Source organism: Serratia sp. HRI (assembly GCF_010119335.3).
Classification (GTDB): Bacteria; Pseudomonadota; Gammaproteobacteria; order Enterobacterales; family Enterobacteriaceae; genus Serratia; species Serratia nevei.
Genome location: NZ_CP083690.1, coordinates 3,555,402 through 3,578,858, shown reverse-complemented (window position 1 = coordinate 3,578,858; position 23,457 = coordinate 3,555,402). Strand labels below are relative to the sequence as shown.

At 62.0% G+C, this 23,457-nt stretch carries 19 protein-coding genes and 1 pseudogene; 9 read left to right on the top strand and 11 right to left on the bottom strand.

The window, feature by feature from the left end; all coding sequences use genetic code 11:
* Nucleotides 1–16 precede the first annotated feature (16 nt).
* The 3 genes from GF111_RS17120 to GF111_RS17110 are packed head-to-tail and all read left to right on the top strand — an operon-like array spanning nucleotide 17 to nucleotide 3,644.
* Entirely contained in the window at nucleotides 17–1,141 is a 1,125-nt protein-coding gene (locus GF111_RS17120) for an aromatic ring-hydroxylating dioxygenase subunit alpha (RefSeq protein ID WP_038871122.1), read from the top strand.
* A 47-nt stretch (nucleotides 1,142–1,188) separates the two neighbouring features.
* Nucleotides 1,189–2,637 carry an NAD-dependent succinate-semialdehyde dehydrogenase gene (locus tag GF111_RS17115; protein ID WP_147190564.1) on the top strand — a complete coding sequence of 483 codons (1,449 nt, stop codon included), beginning with the start codon at nucleotides 1,189–1,191 and terminating at the stop codon, nucleotides 2,635–2,637.
* A 41-nt stretch (nucleotides 2,638–2,678) separates the two neighbouring features.
* Nucleotides 2,679–3,644: a PDR/VanB family oxidoreductase gene (locus GF111_RS17110; protein ID WP_038871117.1), complete on the top strand. Its 966-nt coding sequence runs from the start codon at nucleotides 2,679–2,681 to the stop codon at nucleotides 3,642–3,644.
* Nucleotides 3,645–3,674: 30 nt separating this feature from the next.
* On the opposite strand, the gene GF111_RS17105 is transcribed toward GF111_RS17110, so the two are convergent.
* The 3 genes from GF111_RS17105 to GF111_RS17095 all read right to left on the bottom strand — a co-directional run bounded on the left by GF111_RS17105 (nucleotide 3,675) and on the right by GF111_RS17095 (nucleotide 7,674).
* The gene (locus GF111_RS17105; protein ID WP_147190562.1) at nucleotides 3,675–4,745 is read right to left on the bottom strand and encodes an ABC transporter ATP-binding protein; all 1,071 of its coding nucleotides are present in this window, start codon (nucleotides 4,743–4,745) and stop codon (nucleotides 3,675–3,677) included.
* Nucleotides 4,738–6,507 (bottom strand): iron ABC transporter permease, encoded by a 1,770-nt coding sequence (locus GF111_RS17100; protein WP_004931567.1) that lies wholly within the window; start codon nucleotides 6,505–6,507, stop codon nucleotides 4,738–4,740. Before GF111_RS17100 ends, GF111_RS17105 begins: the two co-directional genes overlap by 8 nt.
* Nucleotides 6,508–6,585: 78 nt before the next feature.
* Complete coding sequence (locus GF111_RS17095; RefSeq protein ID WP_224217857.1) at nucleotides 6,586–7,674, bottom strand: ABC transporter substrate-binding protein; 1,089 nt, start codon at nucleotides 7,672–7,674, stop codon at nucleotides 6,586–6,588.
* Nucleotides 7,675–7,902: 228 nt separating this feature from the next.
* On the opposite strand from GF111_RS17095, the gene GF111_RS17090 reads away from it, so the two are divergent.
* Nucleotides 7,903–9,108: an ISL3 family transposase gene (locus GF111_RS17090; RefSeq protein WP_071845362.1), complete on the top strand. Its 1,206-nt coding sequence runs from the start codon at nucleotides 7,903–7,905 to the stop codon at nucleotides 9,106–9,108.
* 50 nt (nucleotides 9,109–9,158) lie between these two features.
* Here GF111_RS17090 and GF111_RS17085 read toward each other — a convergent pair whose 3' ends face one another.
* On the bottom strand, nucleotides 9,159–10,076 hold the full coding sequence (locus GF111_RS17085; protein WP_047729886.1) for a DMT family transporter: 918 nt from the start codon (nucleotides 10,074–10,076) through the stop codon (nucleotides 9,159–9,161).
* Between the two features lie 292 nt (nucleotides 10,077–10,368).
* On the opposite strand from GF111_RS17085, the gene GF111_RS17080 reads away from it, so the two are divergent.
* The 4 genes and pseudogenes from GF111_RS17080 to GF111_RS17065 all read left to right on the top strand — a co-directional run.
* On the top strand, nucleotides 10,369–10,701 hold the full coding sequence (locus GF111_RS17080) for a tRNA-binding protein (protein ID WP_038871108.1): 333 nt from the start codon (nucleotides 10,369–10,371) through the stop codon (nucleotides 10,699–10,701).
* Nucleotides 10,702–10,731: 30 nt separating this feature from the next.
* Nucleotides 10,732–11,613 (top strand): 2OG-Fe dioxygenase family protein, encoded by an 882-nt coding sequence (locus tag GF111_RS17075; protein WP_038871106.1) that lies wholly within the window; start codon nucleotides 10,732–10,734, stop codon nucleotides 11,611–11,613.
* A gap of 212 nt (nucleotides 11,614–11,825) precedes the next feature.
* On the top strand, nucleotides 11,826–13,148 hold the full coding sequence (gene brnQ / locus GF111_RS17070; RefSeq protein WP_047729885.1) for a branched-chain amino acid transport system II carrier protein: 1,323 nt from the start codon (nucleotides 11,826–11,828) through the stop codon (nucleotides 13,146–13,148).
* 27 nt (nucleotides 13,149–13,175) lie between these two features.
* Nucleotides 13,176–14,138: pseudogene (locus GF111_RS17065) on the top strand (ISL3 family transposase); the annotation flags it as partial.
* Between the two features lie 56 nt (nucleotides 14,139–14,194).
* Here the strand turns inward: GF111_RS17065 and tkt are convergent.
* Nucleotides 14,195–16,189: a transketolase gene (gene tkt, locus GF111_RS17060; protein ID WP_049274185.1), complete on the bottom strand. Its 1,995-nt coding sequence runs from the start codon at nucleotides 16,187–16,189 to the stop codon at nucleotides 14,195–14,197.
* A 238-nt stretch (nucleotides 16,190–16,427) separates the two neighbouring features.
* Between tkt and GF111_RS17055 the strand changes: the two genes are divergently transcribed.
* Entirely contained in the window at nucleotides 16,428–17,180 is a 753-nt protein-coding gene (locus GF111_RS17055) for a M48 family metallopeptidase (protein WP_019456034.1), read from the top strand.
* Between the two features lie 41 nt (nucleotides 17,181–17,221).
* Here GF111_RS17055 and GF111_RS17050 read toward each other — a convergent pair whose 3' ends face one another.
* From GF111_RS17050 to GF111_RS17025, 6 genes are read right to left on the bottom strand one after another with little or no spacing between them, the layout of a single operon-like run.
* A complete protein-coding gene (locus tag GF111_RS17050) occupies nucleotides 17,222–18,862 on the bottom strand; it encodes a thiamine pyrophosphate-binding protein (protein ID WP_038874268.1) in 1,641 nt (546 codons plus the stop codon).
* A gap of 52 nt (nucleotides 18,863–18,914) precedes the next feature.
* Entirely contained in the window at nucleotides 18,915–20,384 is a 1,470-nt protein-coding gene (locus tag GF111_RS17045) for an aldehyde dehydrogenase (RefSeq protein ID WP_038874270.1), read from the bottom strand.
* Between the two features lie 16 nt (nucleotides 20,385–20,400).
* The gene (locus tag GF111_RS17040; RefSeq protein ID WP_060442711.1) at nucleotides 20,401–21,195 is read right to left on the bottom strand and encodes an aspartate dehydrogenase; all 795 of its coding nucleotides are present in this window, start codon (nucleotides 21,193–21,195) and stop codon (nucleotides 20,401–20,403) included.
* Between the two features lie 15 nt (nucleotides 21,196–21,210).
* On the bottom strand, nucleotides 21,211–22,005 hold the full coding sequence (locus GF111_RS17035) for an SDR family oxidoreductase (RefSeq protein ID WP_048234653.1): 795 nt from the start codon (nucleotides 22,003–22,005) through the stop codon (nucleotides 21,211–21,213).
* Entirely contained in the window at nucleotides 22,002–22,820 is an 819-nt protein-coding gene (locus GF111_RS17030; protein WP_055317620.1) for an alpha/beta fold hydrolase, read from the bottom strand. Before GF111_RS17030 ends, GF111_RS17035 begins: the two co-directional genes overlap by 4 nt.
* On the bottom strand, nucleotides 22,820–23,344 hold the full coding sequence (locus tag GF111_RS17025; protein WP_004937634.1) for a cupin domain-containing protein: 525 nt from the start codon (nucleotides 23,342–23,344) through the stop codon (nucleotides 22,820–22,822). Before GF111_RS17025 ends, GF111_RS17030 begins: the two co-directional genes overlap by 1 nt.
* Nucleotides 23,345–23,457: the final 113 nt, after the last annotated feature.

Here is a 23,457-nt window from a genome sequence, read left to right as displayed (position 1 = left end):
AGAGGAAGGTTAACTTATGAGCACTCTGATCCCTGAATTTACCTTACCGAAAGATTTCTGCGCCGACGCCCGCGAGGCCTACACCATTCCGGCCCGGTTCTATACCCACCAGGCGGCGTTCGAGCACGAAAAAGAGCAGGTGTTCGCCACCAGCTGGATTTGCGTGGCGCACCGCAGCGAGCTTGCCCAACCGAACGACTACATCACCCGCGAGATCATCGGTGAAAACATTCTGGTGGTGCGTGGCCGCGACAACGTGCTGCGCGCCTTTTACAACGTCTGCCCGCACCGCGGCCACCAGCTGCTGGCGGGCGACGGCCGGGCGAAAAACGTCATCACCTGCCCTTATCACGCCTGGGCGTTCAAGCTGGACGGCGAACTGGCGCACGCGCGCAACTGCGAAAACGTGCAGAACTTCGATAAGGAAAACTCGCACCTGATGCCGGTGCGGGTCGAAGAGTACGCCGGGTTTATCTACGTTAATCTGGACTCGCAGGCCGGCACGGTGGAAGACCAGCTGCCGGGCCTCGGCGCCAAAGTGCGCGAAGCCTGCCCACAGGTAGACGATCTCAAGCTGGCGGCGCGCTTCGTCACCCGAACCCCGGCCAACTGGAAGAACATCGTCGACAACTACCTCGAGTGCTACCACTGCGGCCCGGCACACCCCGGCTTCGCCGACTCGGTGCAGGTCGACCGCTACTGGCACACCCTGCACGGCAACTGGACGCTGCAGTTCGGCTACGCCCGCCCTTCCGAGCAGTCGTTCAAGTTTGAAGAGGGTAAAGAAGCCAGCTTCCACGGCATCTGGCTGTGGCCGTGCACCATGTTCAACATGCCGCCGCTGGAAGGCATGATGACGGTGATCTATGAGTTCCCGGTCGATGCGGAAACCACCCTGCAGCACTACGACATCTACTTCACCAACGCCGATTTGAGCGACGAACAGCTCAAACTGATCGACTGGTACCGCGACGTGTTCCGCCCGGAAGATTTGCGGCTGGTGGAGAGCGTGCAAAAAGGCCTCAAATCGCGCGGCTATCGCGGCCAGGGGCGCATCATGGCCGACGGCGCCGGCAGCGGCGTCAGCGAACACGGCATCGCCCACTTCCACAATCTGCTGGCGCAGGTTTATCAACCCTGATGCGACGGGGCCCACGGGCCCCCTCCCCCTGACTTGTGAGGTTCTTTGTGAATATTTTCGATCGGGCGCTATTCCGCCAACAAGCCTACATCAACGGGCAATGGCGCGATGCCGACAACCAGGAAACCCTGCCGGTGAGCGATCCCGCCACCGGCCAACTCATCGGCAGCGTGCCCAACATGGCGACGGCAGAAACCCAACGGGCGATCGACGCCGCCCAGCAGGCGCTGGAAGGCTGGCGCGCGCAGCCGGCACAGCAACGCGCGCAGCTGCTGCGCCGCTGGTTCGAACTGATGCTGGAACACCAGCAGGATCTGGCCAGCCTGATGACGCTGGAGCAAGGCAAGCCGCTGGCGGAGTCGCTGGGCGAGATCCGCTACGCCGCCTCCTTTATCGAATGGTTCGCCGAACAGGCCAAGCGCACCAATGGCGACATCATTCCCTCGCCGAGCGGCGATAAACGCCTGATGGTGCTGAAGCAGGGCATCGGCGTGTGCGCGGCGATCACGCCCTGGAACTTCCCGGCGGCGATGATCACCCGCAAGGCCGCGCCGGCACTGGCGGCCGGCTGCACGCTGGTGGTCAAACCCGCCAACGAAACCCCTTACTCGGCGCTGGCGATGGCCGAGCTGGCCGAGCGCGCCGGCATTCCCGCCGGGGTATTCAACGTGGTGACCGGCAACTCGCAGGCGATCGGCGCCGAGCTGACCCGCCACCCGCAGGTGCGCAAGCTGAGCTTTACCGGCTCCACGCCGGTGGGCAGGCTGCTGATGCGCCAGAGCGCGGACACCATCAAGAAAGTGTCGCTGGAGCTGGGCGGCAACGCGCCGTTCATCGTGTTTGACGATGCGGACATCGATGCTGCGGTGGAAGGCGCGCTGATCGCCAAATACCGCAACGCCGGGCAGACCTGCGTCTGCGTCAATCGGTTCTACGTGCAGCGCGGCGTTTACCCGCAGTTCGCCGAGAAGTTTGTCGCCCGCGTGGCGGCGCTGCAGGTCGGCAACGGCTTCGAACCCGGCGTGCAGATCGGCCCGCTGATCAACCGCAAGGCGCGCGACAAGGTGCTGGAGCTGCTCGATGACGCGCTGAACAAAGGCGCTCAGGTGCTGACCGGCGCCACGCCGCACGCGCTGGGCGGCAATTTCTTCACGCCGACGGTGCTGGGCGACGTGCAGCCCGGCTCGCTGTTGCTGGAAGAAGAGATCTTTGGCCCGGTCGCGCCGCTGGTGGTGTTCGATGACGAAGCCGAAGCGATCCGCCAGGCCAACGACACCATCTACGGCTTGGCCGCCTACTTCTACACCCGCGATGCGGCGCGCATCTGGCGCGTTTCGGAGCGGCTGGAGTACGGCATGGTCGGCATCAATACCGGCCTTATCTCCAACGAGGTGGCGCCGTTCGGCGGGGTGAAGCAGTCGGGCCTGGGGCGTGAAGGCTCCGAATACGGCATCGAAGACTATCTGGAGCTCAAATACCTGTGCCAGGCGGTATAACTTTTTCATGCGCGGGGACGCCCGCGCTTTGGAGCCAATGAATGACCAGCTATCAGATGCTTGATGTTCGCGTCGTCGACATCGAACCCGTCACCGCGCAGGTCAAGCGCTTTACCCTGGCGGATCCGCAAGGCCGGCCGCTGCCCGCCTTCAGCGGCGGCAGCCACATCATCGTGCAAATGCAGGACGGCGAGCAGCGTTACAGCAACGCCTATTCGCTGCTGAGCTCACCGTTCGAGCTCGACCGTTACCAGATCGCCGTGCGCCGCGAGTCCCCTTCCAAAGGCGGTTCCGACTTCATGCACGATCGGCTGGCGATCGGCGATACGCTGACCATCAGCACCCCCAATAACCTGTTCGCGCTGGCGCCGGAGGCGCAGCATCACGTGCTGATCGCCGGCGGCATCGGCATCACGCCGTTTATGGCTCATCTGCACGAGCTGCAGCGCAGCGGGCAACGCTATCATCTGCACTACTGCTTCCACAGCGAGGAACACAACGCCTTCCAGCAGCAGCTGACGCAAGCGCCGTTCACCGACAACGTCAGTTGCCATGTCTCCAGTCTTAACGGCCGGTTGGATCTGGCGCGCACGCTGGCCGACGTGGAGCCCGGCGCACATATCTACGTCTGCGGCCCGGCGGCGCTGAACGAGGCGGTTTACCGAACCGCCGCCGAACTGGGCATCGCCCCCGGTCGCTTGCACAGCGAAGCCTTCGCCGCCGAAGACACGGCGGGCGGCGCCTTTACGCTGGTGCTGGCCCGGTCGGGTATTGAGCTTGAAGTGGCGGAAGACATGACCATCCTGCAGGCGCTGGAAAACAGCAAAGCGGCCAAGGTCGAGTGCCTGTGCCGCGAAGGCATTTGCGGCACCTGCGAAACCCGCATCGTCGAAGGAGAAGCCGATCACCGCGATCAGTATCTCAGTGACGAAGAGCGCGCGGCGCAGCAAACTCTGTTGATCTGCTGCTCGCGCGCCAAAGGCAATCGGCTGGTGCTGGATCTGTAAACGGAGCGCTCGCGCCTGCGGGCGTCCTGACTAGGCTTTCGGGAATATCCACAGATGATCGGCCGGCAGGGAGAGCCGGCACAGCGCCCGATCGCGCGCTTCGTGGCCATAGGCGCGCACCACGAAATCCTCGGCCACGGTGCGGAACAGGTATTCCCAGCGATCGCCGAGATACATGCTGGTCAACAGCGGCAGCTCAAGCTGGTTGCCCTGCGGATCTTCGCCCAACCGCACGCGCTCCACGCGGATCACCGCCGAGCCCTCCTGGCCAACCTGCACGCCTTCGCCCGCTTTGCCCCACAGCGCCCAGTCCTTGCCTTCGATGCGCGCCCGATCGCCTTCCAGCGCCACGATCTTGCCCGGCAAGCGGTTGTTGCTGCCCATGAACTCGGCGGTGAACAGCGTGGTGGGTGAACCGTACATCTCCTGCGGCGTACCCTGCTGTTCGATTTTGCCGTTATTGAGCAGCAAGATGCGATCGGAGATGGCCATCGCCTCATTCTGATCGTGGGTCACCATCAGCGCCGACAGACCGAGCTTGATGATCAACTCGCGCAGGAATACCCGCGCCTCTTCGCGCAGCTTGGCGTCAAGGTTGGACAGCGGCTCGTCCAGCAGGATCACCGGCGGGTTGTAGACCAGCGCACGCCCAATCGCCACGCGCTGCTGCTGGCCGCCGGAAAGCTGATGCGGATGGCGCTTGGCCAGATGCCCCAACCCGAGCTGATCCAGCACCGCCTGCACCCGCTGGGTGATTTCCGCCGAGGCGATCTTACGCAGCTTCAGCGGGTAAGCGACGTTCTCAAACACCGTTTTATGCGGCCACAGCGCGTAGGACTGAAACACCAGCCCCAGGTTGCGCTCTTCGGCGGGAATTTCGCTGCGCGCGCTGCCGTTGTACACCGCGCTGTTGCCGATGACGATCCGCCCCTGGCTTGGTTTCTCCAGCCCGGCCACCGCCCGCAGCAGCGTGGTTTTTCCGCTGCCCGACGGGCCCAGCAGCGAGACCACTTCGCCCCGTTTCAGATCCATCGACACCCCTTTCAGCACCGGGTTGTCGCCATAGGTCAAATGCAGGTTCTCTACCGAAAGTTCAATCATGTAATTTCACTCCAAAGCGCAAGGCGATCCCCAGCCCCAGCACCACCAGCAGGATATTGATGAACGACAGCGCGGCGACGATATCGATGGCGCCCGCGGCCCACAGGGAAACCAGCATCGAGCCGATGGTTTCCGTGCCCGGAGACAGCAGATACACCCCGGTGGAATATTCGCGTTCAAAGATCAGGAACATCAGCAGCCAGGAGCCGATCAGGCCGTAGCGCGACAGCGGAATGGTGACGTGGCGGGTGATCTGGCCGCGGCTGGCGCCGGCGCTGCGCGCCGCCTCCTCCAGCTCCGGCCCCACCTGCAGCAGCGTGGAAGAGATCAGCCGCAGGCCGTAAGCCATCCACACCACGGTATACGCCAGCCAGACGCTGAAGATGGTGCTGCGCAGCGAACGCAGCCAGACAATCCAGTTAGCACGCAGCCACTCGGCCATCGGCAGCGCCGACAGCCAGCCCTCCTTGAGCGATTTGTCCAGCCACATCGGCAGGAACAGAAACACCCACAGGAATGCCAGACCGGCCAGCAGCCCCGGCACCGCGCGCGGTACCAGCACGCTGTAGTCGAGGAAGCGCGTGGCGCCATCCGGCTTGCGGTGCATGGCGATGCCGATAAACAGGTAGCACGCCACCGCCAACGCCCCGCCGATCACCCCAATCGCCATTGAGTTGACGATGGCGCGCAGCAGGTTGGGCTGCGCCCAGATGGTGCGGAAGGTGTTGATCGACAGCTCGTCCCAAACAGACACGCCCACGCCCCAGTTGGAGATAAAGGCGCGCAGCACCACGCCGATCAGCGGCACGCCGATGGTGACGGTCAGCCAAAACACCACCACCGCGCCGGCCACCCAGCGCCATTTGCCCAGCGGCAGCGCACGGGCCTGCGAGGCTTTGCCCTTGACGGTGACGAAGCGGTTGGCGGTACGCATCAGCCGGCGCTGCAGCATCACCAGCGGAATGGTGATGCAGATCAGCACCACCGCCACCGCCGCCATCAGGTGGTAAGACGGCGTGCCCAGCTTGTTGGTCAACTGGTACAGGTAGGTCGCCAGCACCAGGTTGCCCTCCGGATCCCCCAGCACCAGCATCAGGCCGAACACTTCCAGCCCGAGGAAGAACAGCAGCACTCCGGCATACAGGATAGACGGCCGCACCATCGGCAGACTGACGGCGGTCATGACCTGCAGCGGCGTGGCGCCGGCGGTGCGCGCCGCTTCTTCAACGTCGGAGCCCACGCTGCGCAGCGCCGAGGAGATATACAGATACGCGTGGGGTACGTGCGTCAATCCGGCAATCACCACGATGCTGGCCATCGAATAGATATTCCACGGCACGAAGCCCAGCAGCGCCTCCGCCCACAGCGAGAAGAAACCCACCGGCCCCGCCGCCACCACGTAGCCGAAGCCCAGCACCATCGGCGACACGAAGATCGGCACCAGAATCAGCGGCTCGATGATCCGCCGCCCCGGCAGATCGGTGCGCACCATCAGGAAGGCCAAAATGCCGCCGAGCGGGATGGCGATGATCACCAGCCCGAATGCCAGAATAAAGCCGCTCTTCAGCGCCTTGTAGAAATCAGGATCGGTAAAGATGAACTCGAAGGCCTCCAGGCTGAAGACCTTGGAGGGAGAGAAGAACGGTGCCGAGAGGAAGCTTTGAATGATGATAAACGACAGGGGGACATAGATAACCAGTGCGGTTATCAACACCACCAGGCCGCGCGGCAGGCTCTGCCACTTTCTGCGCCATGCTTGCATAAATGCTCCCTATGGTTGTAAACGCCGACCAAAGGGCGCGCGCCGCTAAGGCAGGCGCACGTCCGAATGCAGTCCCTGTTATTTCGCCGCGGCGGCGCGCCATTGTTTGATGTAGTCGAGGCGTTTGGCCGGCTGCAGGTATTCCAGCAGGCTGTCATCGACCGGAATCGGCTTGAGCGCGTTGCCCAGCAGCTTGGTCATGCCGTCAATGTCGTTCTTGCCTTCGATGTCGTTGCGGATCGAGGGGATATCCGCCTGATTGGCGAGAATATTTTGCCCTTTCTCCGACAGCACGTAGTCGAACCACAGCTTGGCGGCGTTAGGGTTGCCGGCCTCTTTGCTGATGAAGCTCACGCGCGACAGCACCAGGGTATAGTCTTTCGGATAGACGATGCCGAGCGACGGATCGCTCTTGGCGCGGGCCTCGGCGTACGAACCGAGGATATTGAAGCCGATCAGGTTTTCACCGGAGGAGACGCGCTCCATCATGGTGCCGGTGGAGGATTGTACCGCCAGCCCACCCTTGGCCACGTCGGCCAGCGTTTTGAAGTAGTTAGGATCGGCCTTGAAGTCCTGCACCGACAGCATGAAGCCGACGCCGGATTTTTCGATGTCGTACGTGGTGACTTTCTTCTTGAATTTGTCCGTCTGGCCGGCGATCAGTTTAGCCAGCGCCGCGTGCGAATCCGGCACATCGCCTTGCGGGATCAGGCGTTTGTTATAGATAAACACCACCGGCTCATAGGTGGTGCCATACACCTTATCTTGCCATACCGCCCATTTCGGCAGCTTAGCCTGCTCGGGGGAGGCGTATTCCTGTGCGTAATCGCCCGCCAGTTTCAAAATGGTGTCCATCGACGAGCTCCACACCACGTCGCCGCTGGTGCCGCCGGCCGCCTGCTCGCTGATGAAGCGGTTATACAGTTCGGTACTGTTCATGTCGTTGTATTCCACCTTGATGCCCGGATACAACACCTCGAACCCCTGGATCAGCGGCGCCGCCGCCTTGGTGTCGGTGGTCGAGTAAATCACCACCTTGCCTTCTTTCTTCGCGCCGTCGACCCGTTTCTGATAGTCGGCGGGGTAGCCCGCCGGGAAGACCGCATAGGCGGAAACGGAGCCCAGTAAGGTGATTGCAGCTACGGTAGCGCTGATTTTTTTCATCATCATCCATCCCATGATCACATTTAATAAACCAAAAATTAACATATAGTTAATAAGTGTGACGAGGCAACGGCGTTGCTTTGTTATCTTTCGGTTTTGTGATGTTGGCCATTTTTCAGCCAATAAAAAAGGTTCATCGCGCTTTAGCGTGAACCAATAGAAAACGGCAGTCAGAACGTTTAGGTTTGTATTCGCCAAAACACACCCTAAACCTTCAAAACTGCCGTCACTATGAATGCTAACCTTTGCTCCCTGTTCTGGGAAGGCTTTGTCGTCAATTCCTTCTCGCATCCTTCTGCCAACTCCCTGCTTATCCAGCTCCAGCCTGATTCTGCCGTCCCCCCCTGCTGCCGGCGCTGTGAACGGCAGGTTCCTGTTGTGCATGATGTTTCCTTCCGCCGAGTGCGTGAACGCCAGCTGCTCGATTGGGTCGTCTGGCTCAACGTCCCCGTCCGGCGCCTGTGTTGCCCCCATTGCGGGGTCACCACCGAAAAAATCAGCTGGTTGCCTGAACGCCAGAGATATACCACGACGCTATCCGTATGGGTTGAGTCACTGACCCGTTTACTGCCGATTAAACATGTTGCACAACTCACCGGACTGCACTGGCATACGGTCAAGAATATCGACTACCGGCGTCTGCTGCGGGAACGAACAGAGCCGCAGCGCCATACCCTCCGCCGTCTGGTGATGGATGAGTTCGCCCTGTTCAAAGGACATCGCTATGCCACCGTGGTGATGGATGCGGATACGCAACAGGTGTTGTGGGTGGGCGAAGGCCGCAGCAGAGCGGCCTTCCGCCCCTTCTTCGTCTGGCTGGGCGCTGAAGGCTGTGCTGCTATCCAGTCTGTCGCCATGGATATGAATACGGCGTTAGACCTGGAGGTCAGGCATCACTGCCCGCAGGCGGAAGTGGTCTATGACTTGTTCCATGTGGTGGCAAAGTATGGCCGGGAGGTTATCGACCGGGTCCGCGTCGACCAGGCCAATCAACTCCGTGATAACCCAAAATCGCGTCAGGTCATCAAACGCAGCCGCTGGCTGCTGCTGCGCAACCCAGAAAACCTGCCCGAAGGGCATGAGGTAAAGCTCACGGAGTTGCTGGAGGCGAATCAGCCGTTGAATGTGGTCTGGCTGATGAAAACGACGCTGAAAGAACTGTGGTACGCCCCGAGTGAACAAGAGGCATGGAGGCGCTGGACAAGCTGGTACAGGCAGTCTCAGGAAAGCGGAATCAAGGCGTTGCAACACTTCGCCGAGAAACTGAAAGGGTATGCCGGTGGCATCATCGCGAGTGCCAGACACAGGTTGAATACCAGCGTGCTGGAAGGGATGAACAATAAGATAAAAGTGATGAAGCGGATGGCCTATGGATACCGGGATAACGCTTACTTCTTCCTGAAAATCAAAGCAGCGTTCCCCGGTAAAGCGCGATGAACCATAAAAAAGCCCGGCAGCGCGGGCTCTACGGCACTTCCTGTTGCAGACTATTCGGCCAGGCGAGAGCGCCGCAGCAGGCGAATTCGCTGTACGATGGCGACCCCCAGCAGCGTCAGCACAAATCCCGCCAACTGCAGTAGCGACAGCGCCTCGCCAAACAGCATGTACGCCTGCAGCGCCGCCGCCGGCGGCACCAGCAGCATCAGCGCGGTAATGCGAGTCAAATCGCCGTGGCGCACCATCCAGATAAACAGCGCGGTGCCGCCCAGCGACAACACGCCGGCCGACCACAGCAGCGAGAACCACAGCGTCGGCGAATTGTCCCAGGCGCCGGAGCCCATCACGGCCGCCAGCACGCCGGTCACGATCGCGGCGCCGAGGTGCTGAATGGCGCCTGCCGCCCGCAGATCGGCCGCCGCCAGCGAAGACTTCTGCACCATGATGCCGATCGTCAGCGCGACGATGCTGCCAAAGCCCATCAGGATCGGCAACAGCGCCATATTGCCGACGTCGATACCGGTCAGCCGAGGGGAGAGCACCAGCGCAACGCCGATAAAACCGACCGCCAGCCCGGCCCAGGAACGCAACCCTATCGATTTGCGCAGCACCAGCGCGAAAATCAGCGCGGTGAACAGCGGCTGCAATCCGCCAATGAGCGACATCACCCCGGCCGCCAGGCCGTTCGCCACCGCCCACCAGCTTGCGGCGAGGTAAACGCCGTTCATCAGCATGCCGGTCAGCAGGTGCATCACGAACTGTCGCCCCTTGGGCCAGGCGCAATGCAGCGCCAGCAGGGCGAATACCGCAGCGGCGATCAAAAAGCGAAAAGTCAGGAAAAGGTTGGGATCGGCATGATCCGCCACCGCCCGCGCGGCAATAAAGCCGGTCGACCATATTAATATCAGGAAAAACGGCGCGATAAATGCCTTTCGCCGATCGCGTTTTTCGCGCTGAGTTATTTCCATATCACTACCTGAAAAATGCGGCTGATGAGTTAATGCGGAACATACTAACCAATTTAACACTGGCTTAACAGCACCGACACCGGCCCCCCAAGCCTGCGTAATGAACACACTTGCGGGAAATAATGACGTTTCAATTTTATATAATTCACCAAGCTTATAATTAATCTCACCCCGTTACGACAATGTAAATTAATTGCTACATCCGGTATAACTATTCCCCTCCTGGCGGCGTTGTCGGAATAATTCCCCTTTGCTAGCCTTCCTGAAGCCACTTAATTAACTGGACTGACTTATGGCCGAAATCACTGATTTTATGAAACTGGATATGCGTATTGGCGAAATTATTTCCGTGGAATATAACGACAAGGCGTTAAAGCCCGCCTATAAGCTGCGCATTGATTTCGGCGAAGAAATTGGCATTAAAAACAGCTCGGCGCAATTATGCGAAAACTATCAGAAAGATGATCTGCTCGGCAAAAAAGTCATCTCCGTCGTTAATTTCCCCGCCAGGCGGGTTGCTGGATTTAAATCCGAAGTGCTGGTACTTGCTGCGGTCACCCGGGATCAAGGCACCGTCTTGCTGAAAACCGATTTCGACGTGGAGATCGGCAGCAAGATTTTATAATCGCCACATCATTCGTGAGGCCCCCGAGAAATGCGACAGTTATCCCTGCTTGATGAAGTTAAGAAGGCGTATCAGGAACACCGTTCAGCCTTTATCCCCGGCGCCACCATGCAAGCGATCCTGCTGGCGCTGGGTGCGCGGCCGGAAGATTTCGCCAAGCTGCAGCAGGTCAGCGGCAATCTGGCGGACGATCCCACGCTGCCTTTCCGCAAGTCCAGAAACGGCCGCTTCTGTTTCGACTTCGATCGCGCCCAGATTGAGCGGCTGGAGTTCCAGCCCTTCGTGCTCTCAGTCGAGGAAGACTTCATCCGTTACGATTCGGGAAAGGTGCGCCACTTTCGCGGCATCAACGACGATCTGCAGTTGAATACGGCATTCCAGGCGCTGATGAAATTCAAAGCCTACGTGATCGATGGCGTGAGCGTGACGCCGCGCGCTCGGCTTAATCAGGAGATCAACAAGTTCGTCTGCACGGTGTTCAACCTGCGCACCGTCACCACGCCGCAGATGCTGGGCGAACCGGCGCTGGAAGGCGTGCACAGCGACGGCGTCGACCACACCATGACGACCTTCCTCGGCTGCGACAACATGACCGACGACAGCGCCAAGACCTTTATTCACGATATGCGCGAAACCAGCGGGATCAAATTCGATCGGGCCCGGCCAGAATGGATTTTGGGCGAAATACAGCATCGGCATTTCCTCGATACCCTGCTGATTGTCGATCATGAACGCAAACACAGCCTCTCACCGGTGGAAGCGCAGGACAAACGCCGGCATTCGACCCGCGATATGCTGATCTTTTTCACCCGCAAACCGGTCGAAGACGGCCACGTCTCTTTCGCGTATGACTCTTTCAAACCGCATATCGAAATCCCGCTGTCGATAGACATGGTGGCGCGCGCGAGCTAACGCGCCGCCGGGCCGGCCGCCATGATCCCTCTGTGCGGCCGGTTCACGCCAGGATAAACAGCGCTGGATTAATCAGGTTTTTGTCGCCGAATTATTATATCCTGCCGGACGAAAATTTTGCGGGCGCTCGCTGCCCTCTGCGCCTGCCCTCTGCAGTTATCCATTCCGCAGCAGGCCGTTTATTTCATGAATACAGGCAGTGCCATACCGTTATGACCAAGAATTTATCCCCGAAAGACATTATCGCCCTGGGCTTTATGACCTTCGCCCTGTTTGTCGGCGCCGGCAACATCATTTTCCCCCCGCTGGTGGGGCTGCAGTCCGGCGAGCATCTGTGGCCGGCCGCCCTCGGGTTTATGGTGACCGCCGTCGCCTTGCCGGTGATCGCCGTGATCGCGCTGGCGCGCGTCGGCGGCAGCATCAGCCTGCTGACCGGCCCCATCGGCCGCACCGCCGGTCTGCTGTTGGCGACCGTCTGCTATCTGGCGCTCGGCCCGCTGTTCGCCACGCCGCGAACCGCCAATGTCTCTTTCGCCCTCGGCATCGCGCCCTTCACCGGCGACGGCGCCCTACCGCAGTTCATCTACAGCCTGCTGTTCTTTAGCCTGGCGATGATCGTCTCGCTGTATCCCGGCCGGTTGCTTGATAACGTCGGCCATATTCTGGCGCCGCTGAAAATCCTGGCGCTGGCCGCGCTCGGCATCGCCGCCCTGGTTTGGCCCGCCGGTGAACCGGTCTCCGCCGTTGGCAGCTATCAGGCATCGGCGTTTTCCACCGGCTTCGTGCAGGGTTATCAAACCATGGACACGCTGTCGGCGCTGATGTTCGGCTCGATTATCGTCACCGCCGCCCGCTCGCGTGGCGTCAGCGACAGCGGCCTGCTGCTGCGCTACACCCTGTGGGCCAGCCTGATCGCCGGCGTCGGCCTGACGCTGGTCTATATCTGCATGTTCAAACTCGGCGCCGGCAGCGGCAGCCTGGTCGAGAGTGGCGCTCAGGATGGCGCGGCAATCCTGCACGCTTATGTGCAACACACCTTCGGCGATCTGGGCAGCGTCTTTATGGCGGTACTGATGTTCATCGCCTGCCTGGTGACGGCGGTCGGCATGACCTGCGCCTGCGCGGACTTCTTCTCTCGCTACCTGCCGCTCTCTTACCGCACGCTGGTGGTTATCCTCGCCCTCTTCGCCATGCTGGTCTCCAACATGGGGCTGACCAACCTGATCCGCGTCTCGCTGCCGGTGCTGACGGCGATCTATCCACCTTGCATCGCGCTGGTGTTGCTCAGCTTCAGCCAGAACCGCTGGCGCAGCGCCAAGCGCGTCTTCGCGCCGGTGATCGCCACCAGCCTGGTGTTTGGCCTCACCGACGGCCTGAAGGCCTCCAGCTTCAGCGGCCTGCTGCCCGTCTGGTTCGATAAGCTGCCGCTGGCCGAACAGGGTCTGGTCTGGCTGCAGCCTACGCTGCTGGTGCTGTTGCTGGCGGCGGCTTATGACCGGTTGCGCAGCGTCGAAAGCGCCAACGCCGCGTCGTAAGCGCGGGTTACGCCCATAAAAAAACATTGCGGGGTCACCACCGAAAAAATCAGCTGGTTGCCTGAACGCCAGAGATATACCACGACGCTATCCGTATGGGTTGAGTCACTGGTCCGTTTACTGCCGATTAAACATGTTGCACAACTCACCGGCCTGCACTGGCATACGGTCAAGAATATCGACTACCGGCGTCTGCTGCGGGAACGGACAGAGCCGCAGCGCCATACCCTCCGCCGTCTGGTGATGGATGAGTTCGCCCTGTTCAAAGGACATCGTTATGCCACCGTGGTGATGGATGCGGATACGCAACAGGTGTTGTGGGTGGGCGAAGGCCGCAGCAGAGCGGCCTTCCGCCCCTTCTTCGTCTGGCTGGGCGCTGAAGGCTGTGCCGCTATCCAGTCTGTCGCCATGGATATGAATACGGCGTTAGACCTGGAGGTCAGGCATCACTGCCCGCAGGCGGAAGTGGTCTATGACTTGTTCCATGTGGTGGCAAAGTATGGCCGGGAGGTTATCGACCGGGTCCGCGTCGACCAGGCCAATCAACTCCGTGATAACCCAAAATCGCGTCAGGTCATCAAACGCAGCCGCTGGCTGCTGCTGCGCAACCCCGAAAACCTGCCCGAAGGGCATGAGGTAAAGCTCACGGAGTTGCTGGAGGCGAATCAGCCGTTGAATGTGGTCTGGCTGATGAAAACAGCGCTGAAAGAACTGTGGTACGCCCCGAGTGAACAAGAGGCGCAGAGACGCTGGATAAGCTGGTACAGGCAGTCTCAGGAAAGCGGAATCAAGGCGTTGCAACACTTCGCCGAGAAACTGAAAGGGTATGCCGGTGGCATCATCGCGAGTGCCAGACACAGGTTGAATACCAGCGTGCTGGAAGGGATGAACAATAAGATAAAAGTGATGAAGCGGATGGCCTATGGATACCGGGATAACGCTTACTTCTTCCTGAAAATCAAAGCAGCGTTCCCCGGTAAAGCGCGATGAACCTAAAAAAAGCCGGTCACGATGACCGGCTTTTTTATCGGCTTGCGCCAGGCCGCTTACTTCAGCAGCGCCTGCGCCTTGGCCACCACGTTGTCCACGGTGAAGCCGAACTCGGCGAACAGCTGCTCCGCCGGCGCCGACTCACCGAAGGTGGTCATGCCCACGATGGCGCCGTTCAGGCCCACGTACTTGTACCAGTAGTCCGCGATACCCGCTTCCACCGCCACGCGCGCCGTTACCGCCGCCGGCAACACCGACTCGCGGTACGCCGCATCCTGCTTGTCGAACGCGTCGGTCGACGGCATCGACACCACGCGCACCTTGCGGCCCGCCGCGGTCAGCTTGTCCGCCGCTTCCACCGTGATGCCCACTTCGGAGCCGGTGGCAATCAGGATGACGTCCGGCGTGCCCGCGCAGTCTTTCAGCACGTAGCCGCCGCGGTACACGTTCGCCAGCTGCTCTGCAGTGCGCGGCTGCTGGGTCAGATTCTGGCGCGAGAACACCAGCGTGGTCGGGCCGTCGTTGCGCTCGATGCCGTACTGCCACGCCACCGCCGACTCCACCTGGTCACACGGGCGCCAGGTGCTCATGTTCGGGGTCACGCGCAGGCTCGCCAGCTGCTCCACCGGCTGGTGGGTCGGGCCGTCTTCGCCCAGACCGATGGAGTCGTGGGTGTAGACGAACACGTTGCGCAGCTTCATCAGCGCCGCCATGCGCACCGCGTTGCGGGCGTATTCCACGAACATCAGGAAGGTCGCCGAGTACGGCAGGAAGCCGCCGTGCAGCGCGATGCCGTTGGTGATGGCGGTCATGCCGAACTCGCGCACGCCGTAATGAATGTAGTTGCCCGCCGGGTCAACGTTCAGCGCTTTCGAGCCGGACCACATGGTCAGGTTGCTCGGTGCCAGGTCGGCAGAGCCGCCCAGGAACTCCGGCAGCACCTTGCCGAACGCTTCCAGCGCGTTCTGCGACGCCTTGCGGCTGGCGATGTTGGCCGGGTTGGCCTGCAGTTTTTCCACGAACGCTTTGGCGTCGGCTTTCCAGTCGGCCGGCAGCTCGCCGTTCATGCGGCGCTTGAACTCGGCAGCCTGCTCCGGGAAGGCCTTGGCGTAGGCGGCGAACTTGTCGTTCCAGGCCGCTTCTTTAGCCTGACCGGCTTCTTTGGCGTCCCACTGGGCGTAGATGTCCTGCGGGATTTCAAAGGCGGCGTATTTCCAGCCCAGCGCTTCGCGGGTGGCGGCCACTTCGGCTGCGCCCAGCGCGGCGCCGTGCACGTCATGGGTGCCGGCCTTGTTCGGCGAACCGAAGCCGATAACGGTCTTGCACATCAGCAGCGACGGCTTGTCGGTCACCTTGCGCGCTTCTTCAATCGCGGCCTTGATGGCGTCCGGGTTGTGGCCGTCAACGTTGCGCACCACGTGCCAGCCGTAGGCTTCGAAACGCAGGGCGGTGTCGTCGGTGAACCAGCCGTCGACGTGGCCGTCGATGGAGATGCCGTTGTCATCGTAGAAAGCGGTCAGCTTGCCGAGCTTGAGGGTACCGGCCAGAGAGCAGACTTCGTGCGAGATGCCTTCCATCATGCAGCCGTCGCCCATGAAGGCGTAGGTGTGGTGGTCAACGATGTCGTGGCCCGGGCGGTTGAACTGCGCCGCCAGGGTGCGTTCGGCGATGGCGAAGCCGACGGCGTTGGCGATGCCCTGGCCCAGCGGGCCGGTGGTGGTTTCAACGCCTGGGGTGTAGCCGTACTCCGGGTGCCCTGGGGTCTTGGAGTGCAGCTGACGGAAGTTTTCCAGCTCGCGCATCGGCAAGTCATAGCCGGTGAGGTGCAGGAGGCTGTAAATCAACATGGAGCCGTGGCCGTTGGAGAGCACGAAACGGTCGCGGTCAGCCCAGTGCGGGTTAGTCGGGTTGTGGTTGAGGTAGTCACGCCACAGGACTTCGGCGATGTCCGCCATGCCCATAGGGGCACCCGGGTGGCCGGAATTTGCTTTTTGTACGGCGTCCATGCTGAGTGCGCGGATGGCGTTGGCAAGCTCTTTACGAGAGGACATGTTTTACTCCAGGTCGGATAAAAAAAGCAGTCAAGTTCCCTATTTTCTCAGACTCCACATCACAACGGCAATCCCTAATGCCAAATGAGAGCGAGTTCACCACTTATTAGCACGATTGGACGCTTTTTCGGAATAACACTATTCTCGCCCCGTCTGACGTACACTAGGCTCTTGCGACAAGATTTCCTCCAAGCAAAATGATTCTTTTACCTTGTTACCTTCACAGGAAGATGGCGTTATGAAGATCCGTACCTCTTTGATTGCGTTGGGCATTGCCACCTTGGCAACCGGCTGTCAAAACCTGAATACCGAAACCTTGATGCAGTCCGGCGCCCAGGCGTTCCAGGCGGCGACCCTGAGCAACAACGACGTTAAGGCCCTGAGTGATAAATCCTGTGCCGAGATGGACAGCAAGGCACAAATCGCGCCGGCCGACAGCACCTACGCCAAGCGTCTCAACAAAATCGCCGCGGCGCTGGGCGACAACATCAACGGCACCCCGGCCAACTACAAGGTCTACGTGACCAAAGACGTCAACGCCTGGGCGATGGCCAACGGCTGCATCCGCGTCTACAGCGGCCTGATGGACATGATGAACGACAACGAAGTGGAAGGCGTGCTGGGCCATGAAATGGGCCACGTGGCGCTGGGCCACACCCGCAAGGCGATGCAGGTAGCTTACGGCACCGTGGCGCTGCGCACCGCGGCGTCCTCCGCCGGCGGCGTCATCGGCTCGCTGTCGCAGTCGCAGCTGGCGGACATCGGCGAGAAGCTGGTCAGCGCCCAGTTTTCACAGAAGCAGGAAAGCGAAGCGGATGATTACTCGTTCGATCTGCTGAAAAAGCGCGGCATCGATCCGAACGGCCTGGCCACCAGCTTCGAGAAGCTGGCCCAGATGGAAGCCGGCCGCCAGAGCAGCCTGTTCGACGACCACCCTTCTTCCCAAGCGCGTGCGCAGCACATCCGCGATCGCATCGCGGCAGAGAAATAACCACGAAAACGCCCGGCAATCGCCGGGCGTTTTTTATCGTATTAATACAGCGTTTTCTGCGGCGGCCCGGCGAAAGTCAGCGGCCCAACCTGTTTCATGTCCACCTCGACCACCGACGGCCCCGGGTAGTTGATCGCTTCGGCCAGCACGCCGTTGAACTGTGCCGCTGCGTCCACCTTCCAGGCTTTCAGCCCCATCGCTTCGGCGATCTGGGTGAAAGCCGGCGTGTGCAGCTCGTTGTAATACTGGCGCCCGGCGAAGTACTTGTCCTGAATGCCGCGCATCACGCCATAACCGCCGTCGTTCATGATCAGCAGGGTGATATTCACCTGTTCCTGCGCCATGGTCGCCAACTCGCCCAGGCCCAGCGCCAGACCACCGTCGCCCACCAGCCCCACCACCTTGCGCTGCGGGTTGGCAATCGCGGTGCCGATGGCCATCGGCAGCCCCATACCGATGGCGCCCGCCAGCGAGTGAATGTTGCACAGCGGCGAGATCGCCCGGAACAGCCGGCTGCCCCAGACGCTGCCGGAAACGGTGATATCGCGTACCAACAGCCCGTCCTGCGGCAGCGCGGCGTCGATGGCGTCGTTGAGTTTGGCGTATTCACCGGACTGCTGGCGCAGCGCGCTCTCCGCCTGCCGCACCGCCCCCGCGATCTCGGTATCCCACTCGGCATTGACCTTCTCGCCGGGGGCCAGCCGCGCCGCCAGCGCCGCCAACAGCGCCGCACAGTCGCCGTTGATCTGTTCATCGGCCAGATAGTTGCGGTTGGCCGCCGCCGGATCGATGTCAATCTGCACCAGCGGGCGCGGCAGCGGCAGCGTCCAGGTACGGGTTTCATTGCTGCGCAGGCGCGAACCGGCCACCAGCGTCAGATCGCACTGCGTCAGGATCGCTTCGATGCTCGGTGAGTTATGGAACGCCCGCAGGCTGCGCGGATGGCTGTCCGGCAGAATGCCGCGCCCGTGGGTGCTGGAGATCACCGCCACGCCGGCGTCTGCCAGCTTGCGCACCGCGTCGCCGCAGGCCAAGGCGCCGCCACCCAACCACAGCAGCGGACGCTTAGCCTGTTTCAGCCGCTGATGCAGCCGTTCCACCGCCGCATCGTCCGCCTTCGGTAGCGGCGCCGGCGCCAACGGTTCGGTCAGCACCGAACGGGAAACCAGGCTGCTTTGAATATCGATCGGGATCTCGACCGCCACCGGGCCGCACGGCACGGTTTGCGCATCCAGGATCGCCCGTTGGATCACCGCCACCGCCTGCTCCGGCGAATTGACCCGGTAAGCGCGCTTGGAGCAGGCGCGCAGGAAGCCGAGCTGATCGCGGGTTTCATGAATAAAACCGGCGTCGGCGTCCAGATAGGCTTTCTCCACCTGGCCGGTGATATGCAGCAGCGGCGTGTTGGCGTTGAGCGCCTCAATCATCGCCCCCACCGCGTTGCCGGCGCCGGCGCCGGTGCTGGTCAACGCTACGCCCAGGCCAGAGAAACGCCCGTGCGCGTCGGCCATGGTGACCGCCCCCGCTTCGCCGCGCGCCGGCACGAAGCGAATTTTATCGCGCTGCCCCACCGCATCGGCGATCGGCAGATTATGAATCGAAATGATGCCGTACATCGCCGACACCGCATACTGTTCCAGAGTCCGGGCTATCGCCTCGCCAACCGTGATTTTATCGCTCATCATCTGCCTTCTTAGGGTATTCGTTATTAGGGTTATGCGTAGAGGTGTCGGCCTAGTCGCTCCAGCGGTTCACCTGATGGCTCAGCGCCAGATACACGCTTTTCTGCTGCATGTAGGCCTTGATGCCGTTCAGGCCCTTTTCGCGACCCAGCCCGCTTTCCTTGAAACCACCGAACGGCGTGGAAATCGAGAACGTTTTGTAGGTATTGACCCAGACGGTGCCGGTTTCCAGCCGCTCCGCCAGCGCCATCGCGCGAGGGAAGTCACGGCTCCAGATGCCGGCCGCCAGGCCGTACACCGAGTCATTGGCCTGTTCGATCAGCTGTTGCTCATCGTCAAACGGCAGCGCCACCAGCACCGGGCCGAAGATCTCTTCCTGGCAGACGCGGGCGTCGTTGTTCAAGCCTTCAATAATGGTCGGCAGGTAATAGCTACCGCTCGCCAGTTGCGGATCGGCCGGCGCTTCGCCGCCGATGACCACCCGGCCGCCCTCCTGCCGCGCCAGCGCCACGTAGTCCGCCACGCTTTGCCGATGTTTGGCGCTGATCAGCGGGCCGAGATGCACGCCCGGCACCAGCGGGTTGCCGATGCGCAGCCCCGCCGTCAGTTCGGTCAAGCGCGCCAGCAGCGGCTGATACAGCGAACGATGCACGAACAGCCGCGAACCGGCGATGCACGCCTGGCCGGCGGAACTGAAAATGCCGTAGCAGATGCCGCGCGCCGCCTGCTCCAGATCCGCGTCCTCCAGCACGATGGTCGGCGACTTACCGCCCAATTCCAGCGAAGTGGGGATCAGCTTGTCGGCGGCGATGTGCGCCAAATGGCGCCCGGTGCTGGTCCCGCCGGTAAAGGAGATCTTTTTCACCCGCGGATGGCGCGCCAACGCCTCGCCGATCACCGAACCTTTGCCCGGCAACACGCTGAGCAGCCCGGCCGGCAGGCCCGCCTGTTCGAACAGTTCGGCCAGCTTCAGCGCCATCAGCGGCGTGGCTTCGGCCGGTTTGAGCACCACCGCGTTGCCCGCCGCCAGCGCCGGCGCCACCTTCTGCATTTCGCTGGCGATCGGCGAGTTCCACGGCGTAATGGCGGCGATCACTCCCATCGGTTGATACTGGCTTAGCGTCATCACCTCGGCGCTGCGCGGGGTCGGCAGCTCGCCTTCCAACACCTCGCAGGCGGCCGCGAAGTAGCGCGCGGTCGCCGCCGCGCTGGCCACCAGCCCGCGGGTTTCCGCCAGCGGCTTGCCGTTGTCGCGGGTCTGCAGCTCGGCCAACTGTTCCTGCTGCGCCAGAATCAGGTTGCTGACGCGGTAGAGGATCGAGGCGCGCTGGTGCGGCACCAGCCCTCGCCATTCCGGCGCGCGCCAGGCGCGTTCCGCCGCTTCTACCGCCTCGTTCACGTCCTCGACGTTAGCGGCACGCAGCCGCGCGTTGACGCTGCCGTCGGCCGGGAATACCGAAGCCATCTCTTCGCCGCGCCCTTCACGCCAGCGCCCAGCGACAAAAATATTCAATCGTTCCATGCTCCGCTCCTGCCGTTCAGGCAATAAAACCGCCGTCCACCAGACGGCGACAGGCTTGTACCGCGCTCAGCGCCGCCAGGGTTGATGTTTTGGGATTGCTCGCCAGCGGGGTGCCGCTCAGCTCGATGTGAAATTCGCCAAAGTCGCCGCACACCTGCAGACGATGGGTATTGCGCCGGGTGGCGGGATCGACCTGCAGGCGTACCCGGGTGGCGTCCATCCCCAGGCCGTTGAGCGCAATGGTGGCCGCCACGTTGGCATTGGCCGGGAACAAACGCGCCGCTTCGCGCGCCGACCCTTCAAAAAATACCTGCGCTTCGCTCACCGCATCGAGGTCGATCAGCTGCTCCGCCGGGCTGCCGCGCCAGCTGGCCGGGCTTTTGCTGGCCTGATAGGTCACGCTTTCCAGCCCGCCTTCGCGCGCCGACGCCAGCCCATCCATCCCCGCCACCGCACCGGACAACACGATCAGCTGCCCGTGACGGCGGCGGCAAACCTGCTGCAGCCGCTGTTGCAATGTGGCGTCCGCCAGCGCGCCGGTCGAAATCAGCGCCAGCGGCCAGCCGCGCTGCAGCACCGCTTCGCCGAACTCCGCCACCGCCTGCTGGCTGGCGCATTCCAGCACCAGATCCGGCCGCTGCAAACACTGCTCGGGATGGGTCAACGCCTGCACCCGCCCGCCAAAGGCCTCGGCGATCGCCGCATGATGAGCCGCGCGCGCCAGGATCCAACCGACCTCCACGCCTTCCGGCAAACGGGCGATCACTTCCTTCGCCATCGCGCCGTAGCCAATCATCATGATCTTCTTCATCTTTATCGGCCCCTGCTACACATGGCGGTTAAAGCCGCCGGATACGTCCAGCGCCGCGCCGGTGGTAAAGGAAGCCAGCGGCGAAGCGAGGAACAGCAGCGCCTGCGCCGGCTCCTGCGGCTTGCCGAGGCGCTTCATCGGGATGCCGCGGCGTTCGGCGATCGCCGCCGTCCACTGCTCCCAGCTTTGATCTTTATCGCTGCGCTCGTCGAAACGGCGGCGCCATTGGCCCGACTCCACCATCCCCAGCAAGATCGAGTTAACGCGAATGCCTTTGCCCACCAGCTCTTTCGACAGCGTCAGCGTCATGTTGAGCAGCGCGGCGCGCGCCGCCGAGGTGGCGATCATGTGTTCTTCCGGCTGCAGCGCCAGCAGCGAGTTCACGCAAGTGATAGACGCGATGTCCGATCGTTCCAGCGCCGGTAAAAACGCCTGCACCGGGTTAATCACGCCGAACAGCTTCAGCTCGGCCTCATGCAGCCAGGCTTCGCGCGGCGTTTGGTCAAAATGGGCGACGAAGCCCTGACCGGCGTTGTTGATAAGCAGATCCACGCCGCCGAAATGCGCCGTCACCTGGTCAGCGAACTGCGCCACCTGCTGCGCGTCCAGTACGTCGCAGCGCAGCGCCAGCATCTCCGCCTGCGGAAACTCCGCGCGCAGGCTGGCTGCTGCGCCGGCCAGTTTGTCCGGATCGCGGCCGCAGAACGCCACCCTCGCCCCTTCGGCCAGCAGCAGCTTCAGGGTTTCGAAACCGATGCCCGACGAGCCGCCGGTCACCACCGCCACCCGATTCTCAAGCTGAAAATTCATCGTTGGATTGCTCCCGTAAAGTCCCGCAGATAGCGGTTGAAACACGCCGCCGCGTCGAGGTAGCTGGCATGGCCGGCGGCGGCGATCAAACGCAGCGTCGCGTCCTGCTCACGCGCCAACTCGGCCGCCTTCTCCGGCGGCGTAATGCGATCCTGTTCACCGCACCAGACTTCCAGCGGGCCGCGATAGCGCGCCAGATAGCGGCCGATATCGTCGTTGGCCAGCATCCAGGCGGCACTCAGAAAACCGTCGGGATCGAGCTGCTGCATGCCGTTGCGCACCCAGGCGATATCCTGCGGATCCGCCCCTTCACGCAGCAAGGCCGCCGCCCGCTGCTCGCCGTAGCCCACCGGCCCCAGCGTCTCTATCATCTGTTGGCGCTGGCCATAGACCTGCCGACGTTTTTCCTCCGGCGCCGTGGCATAGCCCTGCGCCGGATCCGCCAACACCAATCCACATAACCCGTCCGGATAGCCGGCGGCATAGGCGCTGCCGATCAGCGCCCCCAGCGAATGGCCGACGATCAGCGGCTGCGCCAGCTGCAGCTCATCAATCAGCGCCGCCAACGCCGCCGCATAACCGGCGGCATCGGCCTGAGGATCCGCCAACGGCAGGCTGCCGCCGTAGCCCGGCGCATCCCACGCCAACAGACGGTGGCCGTCCGTCAGGCCGCTATCGTTGAGCTGCTTGATCCACGAGGCCGATCCGGAGCTGATGCCGTGCAGCAACACCACCGGCCGTCCCTGCCCGGCCTCGCGCCAGCTCAGGGTGTACGCCCCGCAGCGCGCCCGTTGGCGTTGCGCCAGGCCGTTCATCAGTTGCGCTTCACTTTGGACAGCGGGTGATCCGCCGGATAGGTCGGGATCTCCGGCTTGGCGGTGCCGAGCATCACGCACATCAGCGCCTCTTCCTCGCCGTGATTGAACAGGCCGCGATACACCCCCGCCGGCACCGAGATCAGATCGCGCTCTTTCAGCCTGGTTTCGTAATACTCTTCCCCATCCTGAATCATCAGCGTGATGCTGCCTTTCAACATGAAGAACACTTCTTCCACGTCGTCGTGCAGGTGCAGCGGGCCCTCGCACTTCGACGGCAGCACCATGGTGGAGAAGGTGAAATTGCCCGCCGGAATGGTGTTGGCGTCGCTGGCCACGCCGGTAGCGCCGGTACCGATGTAGCGCATCTGCGCACGGCGGTATTTCGGGTCAAAGTCGGCCTGGAATTTCAGCGCGTTCCAGTCGTATTTACGGCCTTCGAACCGGGCGATGCGCGACTCCACCCAATTTTCCATCGACAGATCCTGCGGCTTGACGCCGGCTTTGTTCTCAACCTGAGACATGTTGTCACTCCTCTGTTGAATCAAATGGTTATCCCCTTCGTCTTTCACGCTGTGGCGTTGTTGACTGCATTCGTTCGCACCAGTCACTTACCGCAGTAAGCTCCTGGAGACTC

Excerpts from the sequence above, each read along its gene's own strand:
- GF111_RS17100 (WP_004931567.1), bottom strand. The coding sequence starts at position 6,507 with ATGCAAGCATGGCGCAGAAAGTGGCAGAGCCTGCCGCGCGGCCTGGTG.
- GF111_RS17035 (WP_048234653.1), bottom strand. The coding sequence starts at position 22,005 with ATGAATTTTCAGCTTGAGAATCGGGTGGCGGTGGTGACCGGCGGCTCG.
- GF111_RS17040 (WP_060442711.1), bottom strand. The coding sequence starts at position 21,195 with ATGAAGAAGATCATGATGATTGGCTACGGCGCGATGGCGAAGGAAGTG.
- GF111_RS17105 (WP_147190562.1), bottom strand. The coding sequence starts at position 4,745 with ATGATTGAACTTTCGGTAGAGAACCTGCATTTGACCTATGGCGACAAC.
- GF111_RS17075 (WP_038871106.1), top strand. The coding sequence starts at position 10,732 with ATGCGACAGTTATCCCTGCTTGATGAAGTTAAGAAGGCGTATCAGGAA.
- GF111_RS17080 (WP_038871108.1), top strand. The coding sequence starts at position 10,369 with ATGGCCGAAATCACTGATTTTATGAAACTGGATATGCGTATTGGCGAA.
- GF111_RS17090 (WP_071845362.1), top strand. The coding sequence starts at position 7,903 with ATGAATGCTAACCTTTGCTCCCTGTTCTGGGAAGGCTTTGTCGTCAAT.
- GF111_RS17110 (WP_038871117.1), top strand. The coding sequence starts at position 2,679 with ATGACCAGCTATCAGATGCTTGATGTTCGCGTCGTCGACATCGAACCC.
- brnQ (WP_047729885.1), top strand. The coding sequence starts at position 11,826 with ATGACCAAGAATTTATCCCCGAAAGACATTATCGCCCTGGGCTTTATG.
- GF111_RS17045 (WP_038874270.1), bottom strand. The coding sequence starts at position 20,384 with ATGGAACGATTGAATATTTTTGTCGCTGGGCGCTGGCGTGAAGGGCGC.
- GF111_RS17030 (WP_055317620.1), bottom strand. The coding sequence starts at position 22,820 with ATGAACGGCCTGGCGCAACGCCAACGGGCGCGCTGCGGGGCGTACACC.
- tkt (WP_049274185.1), bottom strand. The coding sequence starts at position 16,189 with ATGTCCTCTCGTAAAGAGCTTGCCAACGCCATCCGCGCACTCAGCATG.
- GF111_RS17120 (WP_038871122.1), top strand. The coding sequence starts at position 17 with ATGAGCACTCTGATCCCTGAATTTACCTTACCGAAAGATTTCTGCGCC.
- GF111_RS17025 (WP_004937634.1), bottom strand. The coding sequence starts at position 23,344 with ATGTCTCAGGTTGAGAACAAAGCCGGCGTCAAGCCGCAGGATCTGTCG.
- GF111_RS17085 (WP_047729886.1), bottom strand. The coding sequence starts at position 10,076 with ATGGAAATAACTCAGCGCGAAAAACGCGATCGGCGAAAGGCATTTATC.
- GF111_RS17095 (WP_224217857.1), bottom strand. The coding sequence starts at position 7,674 with ATGATGAAAAAAATCAGCGCTACCGTAGCTGCAATCACCTTACTGGGC.
- GF111_RS17055 (WP_019456034.1), top strand. The coding sequence starts at position 16,428 with ATGAAGATCCGTACCTCTTTGATTGCGTTGGGCATTGCCACCTTGGCA.
- GF111_RS17050 (WP_038874268.1), bottom strand. The coding sequence starts at position 18,862 with ATGAGCGATAAAATCACGGTTGGCGAGGCGATAGCCCGGACTCTGGAA.